The following is a 13,927-nucleotide window of genomic DNA, read 5'->3' as shown; positions in this document are numbered from 1 at the left end:
GGTCCCGCCAAGGGACGGCCGAGAATGCTAATCGCAAGGGGAGGATACCGATGATCGACACTGGCATGACCCGCCGCACCATGCTGACCGGGACGCTCGCCGCCGGCGCGCTCGGCATGGCTGGGCTTCCCGCGCTCGCCGATCCGCAATGGAAGAAGTTTGCGGGCACCACGCTCGGGGTCAATCTGATCAAGAGCCCGCGCGGCGATCTCCTTGAGAAATACGCCAAGGAATTCACCGACCTCACCGGCATCGAAGTCGAATCCGAGCAGATTCCAGAACAGCAGCAGCGCCAGAAGGCAGTGATCGAGCTCACCTCCGGCCGACCGAGCTTCGACGTGGTTCATCTGAGTTATCACGTTCAGAAGCGGCAGTTCGAGAAGGCAGGCTGGCTTGCCGATCTCACGCCCTTTCTGAAGAACCCGGACCTCACCGCGCCGGACCTGACCGAGGCCGACTTCTCCTCGGCCGGCCTCCTCTATGCCAAGGACCCGCAAGGGGCGCTGCGCTCGCTGCCTTTTTCGGTCGATTACTGGATCATCTATTGGAACCAGGATCTCTTCGCGAAGAAGGGGCTTGAATATCCTAAGAATTTCGAGGAGTTGGTGCGCGTCGCGGAGGCCCTCACCGACCCGTCCGAGCGCACATTCGGCTTTGTGGCGCGCGGCCTGCGCAACGCCAATGTGCCGGTGTGGTCGAGCTTCCTCCTGGGCTATGGCGGCGACTTCCTGGATGCCCAGGGCAATCTGACGACCGACTCGCCCGAAGCGGTCGAGGGCGCCAAGCTCTATCAGCGCCTGCTCACCAAGGCGGCGCCGCCCGGGATCGCCGGCTTCAACTGGGCCGAATGCCAGTCGGCCTTCCTGCAGGGCAAGGTCGGCATGTGGCTGGACGGCGTCGGCTTCGCCCCGCCGCTCGAGGACCCGACGAAGTCGCGCATCGTCGGCAAGGTGGGCTATGGCGTGATGCCAGCCGGCCCCAAGGCACAGGCCTCGGCCACTTTCGGCGACGGCATCGGCGTCGTCGAGACGAGCTCCAAGAAGGAAGCGGCCTATCTCTACTGCCAGTGGGCGATTTCCAAACTGATGGGCGCTCGCCTTCTGCAGACCGGCGGCGGCGTGCCCTTCCGCAATTCAATTCTCAACGATCAGGAGGTGCGCAACGGCGTGAAGATGCCGGCCACATGGGTGGACGCGGTGGCGGGTTCGGCCAAGATCAGCCGGCTCGGGCTCCCGGTCGTCATTCCCGTCACCGAATTCCGCGACATCATCGGCACGGCGCTGACCGCCACTTTGTCCGGCGGCGACCCGGCGGCCGAGCTGAAGAAGGCGACGGAGCAGTTCAAACCCGTGCTCGAGCGCAGCGAACACACCTGATCTTGGCCCATGACCGAGTTTGCAATGGGTAAAGCGGCGGCGCCGACGGCTCGTCCGATGACGGGCCGTTGGCGCGTGACGTCCTATTGGCCCTTCGTGCTGCCGGCGGTGATCATCGTCGGCGCAGTGATCGTCTTCCCATGGGCCTTCACGCTCTGGATGAGCCTTCATCAATGGACCATCGGCGGCACGTCCAGCTTCGTCGGGCTCGCCAATTATCTGAGGCTTCCCACCGATCCGCGCTTTGCGGAAGCTGCCGTCCATACGCTCTACTACACCGTGCTCGCCGTCGTGCTGCCGCTCCTTCTGGGCACGATCTCGGCGGTGGTGTTTCACGCGCGCTTTCCGCTGCGCGGCTTTCTGCGCGGCGTCTTCGTCATGCCGATGATGGCGACGCCGGTCGCCATCGCCCTCGTCTGGACGATGATGTTCCACCCCCAGCTCGGGGTATTGAACTATCTCCTGTCCCTCGTCGGCTTGCCACCACAGCTATGGGTGTTTGCGCCCTCGACGGTCATTCCCTCGCTCGTGCTGGTCGAGACCTGGCAATGGACGCCGCTCGTCATGCTGATCCTGCTCGGCGGGCTCGCGGCCATCCCGACCGAGCCCTATGAGAGCGCCCTCATCGACGGCGCGAGCCGCTGGCAGATGTTCGTCCACATCACCTTGCCGATGATCGCGCCCTTTATGATGGTGGCAGCCATCATCCGCACCATCGATGCGGTGAAGAGCTTCGACATCATCTATGCGATCACCCAAGGGGGGCCCGGCACCGCTTCGGAGACCATCAATCTCTATCTCTACAGCGTCGCCTTCGCCTATTACGACATCGGCTATGGCTCGGCGATCGCGGTCGTGTTCTTCGCCCTGGTCGTCGCGCTGGCGGCACTCCTCCTCATGCTGCGCAACCGCACGAAATGGACGGATGTGGGAGGCGCGCTGTGAACATCCGCTCGCTTCTCGATCGCACTCTTCTGATGCTGGCCGTCGTCATCATCGTCTCGCCGGCGGTCCTGTTCTTCGTCTGGATGCTGTCGCTGTCGCTCAAATACGAGGTCGACAACGCCGCCTATCCGCCCATCCTCATCCCCGAGCATTTCGCCTGGCAGAACTATGCCGCGGTGTTTGAATCAAACCGGTTTCCGCGGTTCTTCATGAACAGCCTGATCGTGACCGGCACGGCAACGCTGCTCGGGCTCATCGTCGGCGTGCCGGCGGGCTATGGCATCGCGCGGATGAAGGCGACCCGCTCGGCCATCATCATCCTGATCGCGCGCATGACGCCCGGGCTTTCCTACCTCATTCCGCTCTTCCTGCTGTTTCAGTGGCTCGGCCTCATGGGCACGCTCTGGCCGCAGATCATCATCCACCTCGTCATCACCGTGCCGATCATCATCTGGATCATGATCGGCTATTTCGAGACGACGCCGCCGGAGCTGGAAGAAGCAGCCACCATCGACGGCGCCTCGCGCTGGCAGGTGTTCCGCCACGTGGCGCTGCCCATCGCCAAGCCGGGCGTGACGGTGGCCTTCATTCTCGCGGTCATCTTCTCCTGGAACAATTTCGTCTTCGGCATCGTGCTCGCCGGGCGCGAGACGCGTACCCTGCCGGTCGCCGTCTACAATATGATTTCCTTCGAGCAACTGAGCTGGGGCCCCCTCGCCGCGGCGGCGCTGATCGTCACCCTGCCGGTGCTGCTGCTCACGGTCTTCGCCCAACGCCAGATCGTCGCCGGCCTGACGGCCGGCGCGGTGAAGGGCGGCTGAGCCGATCAAGCTTGTCAGGCGATCCATAAAGGCGAGCCCGGACGCTGTCGCGACCGGGCTCCCGCAGTTCTGGACAGCGCCGGAGGCGGCAAACGCCCCCGTCAGCCGGTTGTGCTCCTCAAGGCGTATGACGCGGCGAATAGCCGTATTTGCGCTTGAAGTTGCGGTAGAAAGTGGAAACGTCGTTGAAACCACTGTCGAAAGCGATATTGATGATCTTCTTTTCGGTGGTCGAAGCGAGTTCCTTGCGAGCCGCTTCGAGCCGATAGTGAAGGATCGTGTCGCGCAGCGATAAACCCGAATCCTCGAAAATTTTGTACAATTTACGCTGGGAAATATTGAAATTCCGCGAGATCTTCGCGGCCCCTAAATCATGGGACTCGAGATTTTGCTTGATGTAGTCGATAATCTCGTTTGCCAATCGCGCCTTGTTGCTGCCGTCCTCGCGGGCAACCTGATCCCGCAGAAAGGCACGCAACATTTCGACGACGCTCTGGCGAATGGAAAGGTCGAGATAACGTGATATTTCACCGTGACCATATTTCAAAAAGAATTCCACAAAGAACGTCATGTACTCGCTAAGCGCGTTGGAACTCACCGTCACGGACTTGCTGCGGATCATCGAACGAAGATCCACGACGCTTGCGAGCTCGATCCACGATATGGTGGTCTCCCCAGTTCCCGGCAAAATTTCCAGGTTGAAGGGACAATCGGCATGAACGACAGCGACCGACAACGGGTCGATCATCATCATTCGGCCATCGCAGGTGAGCCTCGCCTGGCCGCGAACGACATTGATGGCAATGAGGTTCGTGGCTTCCGAAGCGACAAGCTTTGCATTTCGCTTGATGACACCAGTCGTCAACGTCGCGCTGATGACACGCCCATCATCGAAGATTGCCGCCTGGGTTTTTGCTGAGAACCGGCCCTCCTCCTGCGGTTCGAACGATGATCTGAGCAGATCATTGCAAAACTCGTCACGGAAGGGCTTATCGTACTCAGAATAGTTTCTATTTATTATTTTTCCTAATTCGCTGGTTGTTTCCTGATTTGTCATGACATGCCCTGCTACGCCACTTCGCTGATTGCGAGAGAGAGCAGAAAATCTGGACAGTGATGGCATTCACAGCAATGCAAATACGGCACAGAAGATGGCAGACATCGCAATTTACCCCCGAAGATTATGTTTTGTGAGATATTATAAGTAGACATTTAAACCGATACGAATATGTCACGTAATCTTGTCAATATGAAATTAATCTTATCGAGCCAAGGGATCAGCATCGGCACGCGCGATGATTGCGCGCGAGTGCCAATTCTGTCCTTTGGAGTTGTGGGAGATACGTCTACGGAACGCGTTGAAATTCGCACAACCATAGCGCGAATGGAATCAAATTATGCGCCGGTTGATATAGATTTTGTTCTTGACTCAGGCGCTGCGCGCTTTCTGCGCAGAAAGGCCGATCCCCGATCGCCGCACTCTCTTGCGCCGAGCCAAAAAAGGCGGGGCGCCCGACAGGGCGCCCCTTAGAAAAAAGTCCGCAGAGACGTACAGGCACGACACTATTGCGACGTGGGCTGCGACTGCGCTCCCGTCATGCTGACGATCACGCAGGAGCGTCCCGAGGGCAGAAGCATGACCCTTTCACCGCGCACCGAAAGCAGGTTGTGCACGCCCCCGAGAATGTCGACAGGCTTGCCCCCTTCCTTACTCAAGCTCTCTTCGATGGCACCGCAACTGCGGGAACTCGGGATGACCTGGACGAGAACGCCTTCGCAACTCTGGGGCGTCACGGGGGCGGCGATCAGAATACTGCTCGCCTTGTCGAGCCCCGGCCGACCTTTATAGTGCATCCCCAACAGCTGCCAGAACATGTGCTGGTTTGGCTCTTCCCGATTCCATACGGACTGGACGCCGTAGTCCGTGTCCGCCGCGATATTGCCGAGATGGTTGACGATCGGCGCACAGGTCTGCGCGCCGGCCTGCAACGCGTGCTGGGCGTAGAGTGGAATCTTCGGCTGAGCCTGAGCCGCCGCCTCCACGCTGCTTGGCGCCGGGCTTTCTGCCGGGGCAGCTTGCTCTTCCGCTGCTTCAGGAGGTTTTGGCTTGGCCGGTGGCTTCTTCGCCACCGCCGGCTTCGGTCTTGGCGGCTTCTTGACTGGCGCTGCCGGCGTGTCGGCGTCCGCCTTCTGAGCCTGTGCGTCCATGGAACTCGCGTCGAGCGCCATGACCACCGCGTAGACCGTCCCCAGAATCAGCGCAACGCAACCGGCGAATTTCATCATTTTGGACATCGTTCATCCTCGCCCGGCCGACCGCTGGTGGCGAAGACACCGGTCTCCTCCGTCCCAAATGGCCGCAATTTCAACCGCTAGTTGACGAACCATGGACCCACACGGAACATGATCGCGTGGCGAGGGATGCAACAGGCGTTGCAGCCGGCGCGAGAATTAACCATTTGTTCGTGCAATGAAGAATTCACCCCGCCAGCGGCTGTTGCTATGGTGCACGGCCGGGCTAATCAGTGAGTAGCTCAAGGAATGCGAGCGTGAGCGACATACCCTTCGAGGGGGAGATCGAGATCAATCCGGGCATCGTCGACGAGGTCGCGCCGCAGTTGCGCCGGATCGTCGCTCCCAATCCCAGCCCTTTCACGTTCAAGGGCACCTGCAGCTATATCGTCGGCCGAGGACAGGTGGCGATCGTCGATCCCGGGCCGGCCATTCACGCGCATATCGCGGCACTGCTTGAAGCCGTCGATCGGGAGAGGGTGACGCATATCGTAGTCACCCATACCCATCGCGATCATTCGCCGGCGGCTGTCGCCATCCGCGAAGCGACAGGCGCACCGATCGTCGGTTGCGGACCGCACCGGCCGTTTCGGTCATGGCTCGAAGGAGAAAGCCGGCCGTCCGAATCGGGGGTCGATCGAGACTATCGCCCCGATGTCGAGATGGCCGATGGCGATATGGTCACTGGTCCGGATTGGACGCTGACGGCGGTGGCCACGCCGGGCCACACGGCCAATCACCTCGCCTTCGCCCTGGCCGAAACGAAGGCGCTTTTGTCCGGTGATCATGTCATGGCCTGGTCGACGACCGTCGTTGCTCCACCGGACGGTTCGATGGCAGCCTATATGGCGTCCCTCGCGCGCCTGCAGGCGCGCACGGACGCCATTTACTGGCCCGGACACGGCGGGCCGGTTCGCGATCCGCAGAGCTTCCTGCGTGGGCTCATCCAGCATCGCCGACAAAGGGAAGCCGCCATTCTCGGGCGGATCGAGGCCGGCGACAGCAGCATCGCCGCCATCGTCGCAGCGCTCTACAAAACGCTCAATCCGGCGCTGCGGCCGGCTGCGGCCCTCTCCGTCTTCGCGCATATCGAGGATCTGCTGGCCCGCGGGCTCGTCCTAGCCGAAGGCGCCCCGACGCTCACGGCGCTGTACCGCCCGAATTCAAGCTGACCATCCGTTGACATCAGCTCGCTGGGCCGGCATCCGCCTGCTCCGCTTCTTCGGCGAGCCCATCCAAAAAACGGCTGACGGGGCTTTCCGCGGCAGCGAGCGCAAAGCCCTGCACGCTGTGACGCACAACGGCTCGCACATCGACGCGCACGCCGCGCGGCAGAGGTTTCAGCCGCACGGTGACGTCGATCGGCAGGTTGAGCCAAGGCGCGTGATCGACGGCGTCGATATGGCCGATACCGCGGCGTCCACCGGCCGGCACGGTTTCTAAGACATTCCAGCCGAGCGCGTGTGCGACGCGCAATGCGGCCTCCTGAGCCTCAACCGGCGACATATCAAGATCGAGCGGCTCGATCGGCACGTCGTCCGATGAGGCAACGGGCCGAACGGCATTCGCGCTTTGGGACGGCACGATGCCCTGGCGGGCTTCCAGTGCGGCGCGGGAGCGGGAAAAAGCCGGCGGATCGGTCGGATCCGTCGTGACGTCGTGGGGCCGGCGCTGGTGAACGCCCTCATAGACGAGAAAGCCGGGCGCCGCGAGGACGAGGAGCCCGAGCATGAGACCAACCACGGCCTGGCGCAGCCCGCTGCATCCATCCCGCCAGATCCACATGAAAGCGGCGACGGCTAGAAGGACGGCAAGGAGCGCAATGATGGGCGCGACGGCAAGAACCGCAAGTGCATCCTGAAGGCCGATCTTGCCGGATCGCAGAAGGGTGATCCCGATGACCATCATCATCAGGGCGAACCAGCCGAGCCTGCGGCTTGCAACGGCCGCCCGCGTCACCGGCTCCTCGATCCTCACGCGCCGCATGCCCTGTTCTCGCCTCCAGAAGGCCTTGTGTGATCTCAGGCCTTTATAGCCGATCGTGGTAGCTGGGACGTGAACAATTGACGCGATCGAGGCCGAACCGCCGGGGCCACCGCATCCTGCATGGCCAAGCCGCAGCACGATAAGAATTTATTATCCACGAGAGACAAAAAGCCTGGGGCCTAAAGGTTTGCCACCAGATTGCCGCAACTCCGTCAAGGGGTTGTCTGGTTTGCTATGCGACCATCAAGTGTATCGGCGGCGTGGGCCGTCGAGGATGGATCCGTGGGAGGTTTGGCTATGACAGAACGACATGAGAAGGACCGACATCAGCCGCAGGCGAGTTCCTGCACGCCCGGTTTCCGCTCCATCGGAATCCCGGCGGTGGCCGCTGCGGCGTCCGTCGGACGACCCGCAGGCGCTTCGAATGCTATCGAGGCGAAGCGATCGACTGTGAACCACCGGCCGGCTTCGCGCTTTGCGCCCTGACGGCGAGGCGGCATTCTGCCGCCCGGCCGCGGGCGCCGCGCGATCTACATCACGATCACGCGGGTGCCGGCCGGAACACGATTATAGAGGTCTATGACATCCAGGTTGCGCATGCGGATGCAACCGGATGAGACAGCTTGCCCGATCTTCTCCGGCTCGTTCGTGCCGTGGATGCGGTAGAGCGTATCGTGCCCCTTGTCGTCATAGAGATAGAGGGCCCGAGCACCGAGCGGATTGTTGGGGCCGCCTGCCGTGAAGTGGACATGGGGCCAGCGCGCTTTCATCTCGGCCGGCGGGTTCCAGTTGGGCCACTCGGCCTTGCGGGCGACAGTGGCTGTTCCCGTCCAGCCGTAGGCTTCGTCGCCGACGGCGACGCCGTAGCGGATCGCGCGCTTGTTCGGCAGGACGTAGTAGAGCTGCCGCTCCTTCTGCTTGATGACGATGGTGCCGGGCGGCTCGCCCGTCGGGTCGTCGATCTCATAGCGCGCAAAGAGAGGATCGACCGGCGCCTTCGGCATGAGCGCCATCCATTCCGTATCGCGACTGGAGACCGCAGGATCCGGAACCGGTTTAAAGTTGCAACCACTCAAGGCGGCCGCGGCCAAGGCTAGAGCAAAAAAGATCTTGAAACGCATGACGTCGGCAGCCCCCGATCAGCGATCCGTGGAAAAGGCGAATCACGCACATAATTTTTCCAAGATTGGATTAGCCGCGCGGCAGGAGTCGACTCAATGAAAAGTCTCGGTAATTGCTCCTTGTTATCCGTAAATGCGAAGAAGCGTGGCATAGACAGCACGCTCCGCCGCTGCAAGATCGAGCAATGAAGGAACTTCCGGCGTGACGACGCTGTTGATCAGCCATTCGGCTTTCCAAGGTCACGCGGTGCCCCCCGGTCATGCGGAGCGGCCTGACCGCCTCGTCGCGATTGAGGACGCCCTTGCGCAGGAGCGCTTCACCGGGCTGCAGCGACTTTCCGCCCCAACCGCCTCGGACGACAGCCTGACGCTCGTCCACCCCGCCGCCTTTGTCGCCGAGATCGCGGCGCGTTCGCCGAGCGAAGGCATTGCCCAGATCGATGCCGACACCTTTATGTCGCCGGGGAGCTACGAAGCAGCCCTTCGCGCGGCCGGGGCGGCGGTGCTCGCCGTCGACGAGATCGCGCGCGGACAAGCAGCGAACGCCTTCTGCGCGGTGCGCCCGCCGGGCCACCATGCCGAACGGGCGACCGCCATGGGCTTTTGCTTCTTCAACAATGCGGCTGTGGCGGCACGGCACGCCCAGCGCGTGCATGGTCTCGAACGGGTCGCGATCCTTGATTGGGACGTGCATCACGGCAACGGCACCCAGGATATCTTCTGGGACGATGCCAGCGTGCTCTATTGCTCGACCCACCAGATGCCGCTCTATCCGGGAACCGGCGCGGCCTCGGAACGCGGCGAACACGACACCATCATCAACGCGCCACTTGCGCCGGGCGATGGCGGCGAAATCTTCCGGGAGGCGCTCGAGGTGGCGATCTTTCCGCGGATCTCCGCCTTCAGGCCGGATTTGATCATCATCTCCGCCGGCTTCGATGCCCATTGGCGCGATCCCCTGGCCGGCCTCAATTTGACCGAAGAGGATTTCGCCTGGGCCACACGCGAGGTGCTGGCGATTGCCGACCGCCAGTGCGGCGGTCGTGTCGTTTCAGTCCTGGAAGGCGGCTATGACCTTCAAGGGCTTGCACTCTCGGCCGCAGCGCATGTGGCGGCACTCATGGAGCACTGACCGTGGTGGAGCACTGACCGGCGCGAGCCACGGATCCGTGCTCGCCTGCCTCACACCGTTTCCGTCGATTCGATCTCGATATCGAATCCGGCAACCCCGACATAGGTGCGCGGTCCCGAGGTGAGATGGCGGATGGAGGAGACGCCGAGGTCCTTGAGGATCTGAGCGCCGAGCCCGATCTCGCGCCACTGCTGCAAGCGCTGTTCTTCCGACCGAGCCTTTGCCTCCTGCGGCACGAGCGTCGGCACACCGGCCGTTCCGTCACGCAGATAGACGAGCACGCCGCGCCCGGCCTCCTTGAAACGCTGCAGCGAGGTATGGATGACGCGGGCTCCGCCGAGAACATCCGCAATCACGTCGCAGCGATGCAGGCGGGTGGGAATGCTTCGCCCGTCGCCGATGCTGCCGTAGACGAATGCGTAGTGCTGCACCGGATCGAATGAGGTGCGATAAGCATAGGCCGTCAGCTGCCCGATATCGGTATCGACCGAAAAGGTCGCGACCCGCTCGACCAGCTTTTCGCGCGTGCGGCGATAGGCGATGAGATCGGCAACCGAAATGCGGCGCAACCGATGGATCTGCGCGAAAGCCTCGACCTGGGGCCCGCGCATCACCGTGCCATCGTCATTGACGAGTTCGGCGAGCACGCCGACGGCCGGCAGGCCGGCGAGCCGGCACAGGTCCACGCAGGCCTCGGTGTGGCCGGAGCGCATGAGCACACCACCATCCTTGGCGATCAAGGGGAAAACATGGCCGGGCCGGACGAAGTCCTCCGCCCCTATGTTGTTGTTGGCGAGCGCGCGGACGGTATTGGTCCGCTCCTCGGCGGAAATGCCGGTGGTCGTTCCGACGCGCACGTCCACGGAGACGGTGAAGGCGGTGCCGAGCGGCGCGTCGTTGAAGGCGACCATCGGATCGAGGCGCAGGCGTCGCGCTTCGTCCTGGGACAGCGGCGCACAGACAATGCCTGAGGTGTGCCGGACGATGAAGGCCATCTTCTCCGGGGTGCATAGGCTGGCAGCAACGAAGAGATCGCCTTCGTTCTCCCGATCGTCGTCGTCCATTACGACGACGATTTCGCCACGACCGAATGCCTCGATCGCCTCAATCACGCTATCGGCCACGAAAGCCTCCTTCGCACCGGACTTGTTCATCAGAAAGTCGTTCGGCGTGACCGCGCCCCGGGTCTCCCGCACGATCAGCAGCGCCGTCTCCCGGCTGAGCCAGGCCGCTTCGTTGTTACAAAGCTGGGTGACCGCCCCCGGCGTCAGGCCAATGCGCCGCGCGAACTCCGCGCGGCTCACGCCATGTCGGGAAAGCCAATTCATCAGCTTCATGGCGGGACGCTACGTCCACGCCCCATTTAATGCAAATGAATTCCTGCCAAGCCTTCCCGGTATAAGCATTTAGTATGGCTAAATGCTCGCCTCGCGCGGCCAGGGGAAAGTCGTCCCCACCTGCCCGCGATGGCGCAAAAAGTGGTCTGCCATCACGCAGGCCACCATGGCTTCCCCAACCGGAACGGCGCGGATGCCGACGCAGGGATCGTGCCGCCCCTTGGTCATGACCTCGACCTCGCGCCCGAAGCGGTTGAGCGACCGGCGCGGGCTCAATATGGAGGAGGTCGGCTTGACTGCGAAGCGGGCGACCACCGGCTGACCCGTCGAGATGCCGCCGAGAATGCCACCGGCGTGATTGGAAAGGAACGAGGGGCCATCGTTGCCGGGGCGCATCTCGTCGGCATTCTCTTCCCCCGAGAGGGCGGCGGCAGCGAAGCCCTCGCCGATTTCCACTCCCTTGACGGCATTGATGCTCATGAGCGCGGCGGCGATATCGCTGTCGAGCTTGCCATAGATGGGCGCACCGAGGCCAGGCGGCACGCCCTCCGCCACGATCTCGATGACGGCGCCTACCGAGGATCCGCGCTTGCGTACGCCGTCGAGATAGTCGGCGAAGCGCTCCGCCGCCTTCGCATCCGGGCAGAAGAAGGGATTGCGGCCGACCTCCTCCCAATCCCACCCCGCCCGATCGATCGCATGCGGGCCTACCTGGACGAGCGCGCCGCGCACCAGGAGGCCGGGCAGGACACGCCGCGCGATGGCGCCGGCGGCAACCCGCATCGCCGTCTCACGCGCCGAGGAGCGGCCACCACCGCGATAATCACGGATGCCGTATTTAATGTCATAGGTGAAATCGGCGTGACCCGGGCGATAGCTGTTCTTGATCTCGCCGTAGTCTTTCGAGCGCTGATCGACATTCTCAATGAGAAGGGCAATCGGCGTCCCGGTGGTCACCTGCTGGCCCGTCGCCTCGTCCTCAAAGACGCCGGAGAGAATTTTGACCGTATCGGGCTCGCGGCGCTGCGTCGTGAAGCGCGACTGGCCCGGTCGCCGGCGGTCGAGCTCGGCCTGGATATCGGCTTCGGTCAGCGGGATGCGCGGCGGACAGCCGTCCACGACGCAGCCTATCGCCGGACCGTGGCTCTCGCCGAAGGTCGTGACGCGGAAGAGATGGCCGAAGCTGTTGTGGGACATGCGATCCTCGAGCGATGCACCCGCTTCTTAGCCACGCAAGGGCATGAGGGTCAAATGCGGCCTCAGGACGACCCCGGAGCGGCCCCCCGGGAGGGCCGATGACCGAAGGCGGGACGCTCCACTCACCGGAATGTGAGGAGGCCGCCGCGCAAAGCGCGCGCACGGCAGCTAGCGTTCACGCCCTCCGCGCATTCCGTGCTCGCCGGTTTGCGATGTCGCGACGGCCGCCGCCGCCGCAGTGCTCCCCAGGTCTGCGCGATGGTCCAGCTATACTCACCTGGTCGGAATCCGCCCGAAACCTGGTCCAATGCTTCTGGTCCCAACCGTCTCATATCCTGATCCGCCCTGTTCAAACGCTTCCTGTCTTAAAATTCGCCTTGCAGATGCCACCGTCCATTCGCGGTCAGCCAATAGCGAGAGCGCTCTGATGGTCATCGCGAAGGTCGTCCCATCCGTGCATGGCAAGCCACGGCATTGCCGGGTCGATATCGAAGCCACGACAGTTCCGATAGGCGCAATCGCCGCCCTCTTGCGCATCCAAGAAGCTCAGCGCTCCAGGAAAGTAGGTCCAAGTTCCTCCCCCCACGCGACTGGTCACATCATTGTGCAAATGCATCATCTCTCTCCTCACCTTCTCATCGTGCGGGCGATCCGCAAACCACTTGCGGCGATAGGCTTTCACTTACCTAAACCTGATCTTATGAACCAGAGATCGGCCGCTCACTGAGCCGAAGGCATACCAAAACTGCTCACGCCCGAAAGCGGTCGGGTTGAATAACGGGGGGCACCGCCCCATGTTAAAAGCATATGGCGGTCGAGTGCCGTCAGGAACACAGGAGACGACGATGCGTAAAGGGCTTCTGACCGGGCTCGCCGCTCTCGCCATGGGCTCCGTGGCGCTCATGGCCGAGGGAAGCGTCACCCCGGCCGCCGCACAGTTCATCAATCCGGGTCTCGCCCAGGTCGCACCGGCACCAGAGGTGACTACGGTGCAATATCGGGGTCGCCACTATGGTGGACCCTACCGGGGCCGCTATTACGGGAGACCGGGCTATCGTGGCCGGCCCTATTATGGCCCGCGCCGCGGCTATTACTATGGCCGGCCTTATCGCGGTCGCTATTATAACCCGGGCGCCGCCGCGGCGGCTGGCGTTGCCGGGATTGCGGCCGGCGCGATCATCGGCGGTGCCATCGCTTCCCAGAATGCGGCACCAGCGCGTGGCGATGCCTGGCTGGCCTATTGCTCGTCCAAATATCGCTCCTTCGACCCGGCGAGCGGCACCTATCTCGGCTATGACGGCCGGCGCCACGTCTGCCAATAAACTCCGGGGCGAAGATTGCCGGAAGCCTCTGTGAAGGCGGGCACTGTTGCCCGTCTTCGATGTCACAGCGAAAGGACAATCGCTAAGCGCTCGATTCATCTTATCCAAACCTGATCTGGGCCGGCCAATCGACTTTCTTTTTCTTCGGCTCCGGCGGCGGCGGCGCAACGATCTCCGGAACGAGGCTTTGAGGCTCGGAAACGAAGGACTTGCTCGCCTCCTTGGATTGCCGATAGACCCGAGAGATGGTTCCCCGAAGTCCGCCAATCCAATAGCCGCCGGAGATCGCTTCGAGCGACTCACAGTTCAATTGATTCAACGTCTTTCCTTCCTCTTCTCTTAGGCTCGCACCGTTCTTTGCCGATACCCGAGCGTACAGCCGATCGGAACGGCAGAAT

13 protein-coding genes are annotated in these 13,927 nt (G+C 62.6%); 6 read left to right on the top strand and 7 right to left on the bottom strand.

Annotated elements, in window-relative coordinates:
• The first annotated feature begins 50 nt into the window (after positions 1 to 50).
• The 3 genes from ACFQU1_RS20195 to ACFQU1_RS20185 are packed head-to-tail and all read left to right on the top strand — an operon-like array spanning position 51 to position 3,142.
• Positions 51 to 1,376 (top strand): ABC transporter substrate-binding protein, encoded by a 1,326-nt coding sequence (locus ACFQU1_RS20195; RefSeq protein WP_378136024.1) that lies wholly within the window; start codon positions 51 to 53, stop codon positions 1,374 to 1,376.
• A gap of 24 nt (positions 1,377 to 1,400) precedes the next feature.
• Positions 1,401 to 2,321, top strand: a complete 921-nt coding sequence (locus ACFQU1_RS20190; RefSeq protein WP_378136793.1) for a carbohydrate ABC transporter permease — start codon at positions 1,401 to 1,403, stop codon at positions 2,319 to 2,321.
• Between the two features lie 32 nt (positions 2,322 to 2,353).
• Positions 2,354 to 3,142 (top strand): carbohydrate ABC transporter permease, encoded by a 789-nt coding sequence (locus tag ACFQU1_RS20185; protein ID WP_378136791.1) that lies wholly within the window; start codon positions 2,354 to 2,356, stop codon positions 3,140 to 3,142.
• Between the two features lie 118 nt (positions 3,143 to 3,260).
• Here ACFQU1_RS20185 and ACFQU1_RS20180 read toward each other — a convergent pair whose 3' ends face one another.
• Both ACFQU1_RS20180 and ACFQU1_RS20175 read right to left on the bottom strand, forming a co-directional pair.
• Complete coding sequence (locus ACFQU1_RS20180) at positions 3,261 to 4,199, bottom strand: helix-turn-helix domain-containing protein (RefSeq protein WP_378136022.1); 939 nt, start codon at positions 4,197 to 4,199, stop codon at positions 3,261 to 3,263.
• Between the two features lie 506 nt (positions 4,200 to 4,705).
• Positions 4,706 to 5,437, bottom strand: coding sequence for a hypothetical protein (locus tag ACFQU1_RS20175; RefSeq protein WP_378136020.1), 732 nt, complete (start codon positions 5,435 to 5,437; stop codon positions 4,706 to 4,708).
• A 254-nt stretch (positions 5,438 to 5,691) separates the two neighbouring features.
• Here ACFQU1_RS20175 and ACFQU1_RS20170 point away from each other — a divergent pair, with 254 nt between their 5' ends.
• Positions 5,692 to 6,606, top strand: coding sequence for an MBL fold metallo-hydrolase (locus ACFQU1_RS20170; protein ID WP_378136018.1), 915 nt, complete (start codon positions 5,692 to 5,694; stop codon positions 6,604 to 6,606).
• Positions 6,607 to 6,619: 13 nt separating this feature from the next.
• On the opposite strand, the gene ACFQU1_RS20165 is transcribed toward ACFQU1_RS20170, so the two are convergent.
• Together ACFQU1_RS20165 and ACFQU1_RS20160 are read right to left on the bottom strand one after the other, a co-directional pair.
• A complete protein-coding gene (locus tag ACFQU1_RS20165; RefSeq protein ID WP_378136016.1) occupies positions 6,620 to 7,420 on the bottom strand; it encodes a DUF1499 domain-containing protein in 801 nt (266 codons plus the stop codon).
• 530 nt (positions 7,421 to 7,950) lie between these two features.
• Positions 7,951 to 8,541: a L,D-transpeptidase gene (locus tag ACFQU1_RS20160; protein ID WP_378136014.1), complete on the bottom strand. Its 591-nt coding sequence runs from the start codon at positions 8,539 to 8,541 to the stop codon at positions 7,951 to 7,953.
• Positions 8,542 to 8,743: 202 nt separating this feature from the next.
• On the opposite strand from ACFQU1_RS20160, the gene ACFQU1_RS20155 reads away from it, so the two are divergent.
• A complete protein-coding gene (locus ACFQU1_RS20155; protein ID WP_378136012.1) occupies positions 8,744 to 9,673 on the top strand; it encodes a histone deacetylase family protein in 930 nt (309 codons plus the stop codon).
• A 50-nt stretch (positions 9,674 to 9,723) separates the two neighbouring features.
• On the opposite strand, the gene ribB is transcribed toward ACFQU1_RS20155, so the two are convergent.
• The 3 genes from ribB to ACFQU1_RS20140 all read right to left on the bottom strand — a co-directional run bounded on the left by ribB (position 9,724) and on the right by ACFQU1_RS20140 (position 12,889).
• Entirely contained in the window at positions 9,724 to 11,010 is a 1,287-nt protein-coding gene (gene ribB / locus ACFQU1_RS20150) for a 3,4-dihydroxy-2-butanone-4-phosphate synthase (RefSeq protein WP_378136010.1), read from the bottom strand.
• A gap of 78 nt (positions 11,011 to 11,088) precedes the next feature.
• Entirely contained in the window at positions 11,089 to 12,207 is a 1,119-nt protein-coding gene (aroC, locus tag ACFQU1_RS20145) for a chorismate synthase (protein ID WP_378136008.1), read from the bottom strand.
• A 403-nt stretch (positions 12,208 to 12,610) separates the two neighbouring features.
• Entirely contained in the window at positions 12,611 to 12,889 is a 279-nt protein-coding gene (locus ACFQU1_RS20140; RefSeq protein WP_378136006.1) for a hypothetical protein, read from the bottom strand.
• A 163-nt stretch (positions 12,890 to 13,052) separates the two neighbouring features.
• Here ACFQU1_RS20140 and ACFQU1_RS20135 point away from each other — a divergent pair, with 163 nt between their 5' ends.
• Complete coding sequence (locus ACFQU1_RS20135) at positions 13,053 to 13,529, top strand: BA14K family protein (protein WP_378136004.1); 477 nt, start codon at positions 13,053 to 13,055, stop codon at positions 13,527 to 13,529.
• Positions 13,530 to 13,927 lie beyond the last annotated feature (398 nt).

It is taken from the genome of Chelatococcus sp. GCM10030263 (assembly GCF_042666455.1).
In the GTDB taxonomy this organism is placed as follows: domain Bacteria; phylum Pseudomonadota; class Alphaproteobacteria; order Rhizobiales; family Beijerinckiaceae; genus Chelatococcus.
The sequence above is the reverse complement of the archived record's forward strand: the minus strand, read 5'-3'. Positions and strand labels throughout refer to the sequence as shown.

Bases quoted from the DNA above. Each gene is read 5' to 3' on its own strand.
- ACFQU1_RS20195 (WP_378136024.1), top strand. From the start codon at position 51: ATGATCGACACTGGCATGACCCGCCGCACCATGCTGACCGGGACGCTC.
- ACFQU1_RS20190 (WP_378136793.1), top strand. From the start codon at position 1,401: ATGGGTAAAGCGGCGGCGCCGACGGCTCGTCCGATGACGGGCCGTTGG.
- ACFQU1_RS20185 (WP_378136791.1), top strand. From the start codon at position 2,354: ATGCTGGCCGTCGTCATCATCGTCTCGCCGGCGGTCCTGTTCTTCGTC.
- ACFQU1_RS20180 (WP_378136022.1), bottom strand. From the start codon at position 4,199: ATGACAAATCAGGAAACAACCAGCGAATTAGGAAAAATAATAAATAGA.
- ACFQU1_RS20175 (WP_378136020.1), bottom strand. From the start codon at position 5,437: ATGTCCAAAATGATGAAATTCGCCGGTTGCGTTGCGCTGATTCTGGGG.
- ACFQU1_RS20165 (WP_378136016.1), bottom strand. From the start codon at position 7,420: ATGCGGCGCGTGAGGATCGAGGAGCCGGTGACGCGGGCGGCCGTTGCA.
- ACFQU1_RS20160 (WP_378136014.1), bottom strand. From the start codon at position 8,541: ATGCGTTTCAAGATCTTTTTTGCTCTAGCCTTGGCCGCGGCCGCCTTG.
- ribB (WP_378136010.1), bottom strand. From the start codon at position 11,010: ATGAAGCTGATGAATTGGCTTTCCCGACATGGCGTGAGCCGCGCGGAG.
- aroC (WP_378136008.1), bottom strand. From the start codon at position 12,207: ATGTCCCACAACAGCTTCGGCCATCTCTTCCGCGTCACGACCTTCGGC.
- ACFQU1_RS20135 (WP_378136004.1), top strand. From the start codon at position 13,053: ATGCGTAAAGGGCTTCTGACCGGGCTCGCCGCTCTCGCCATGGGCTCC.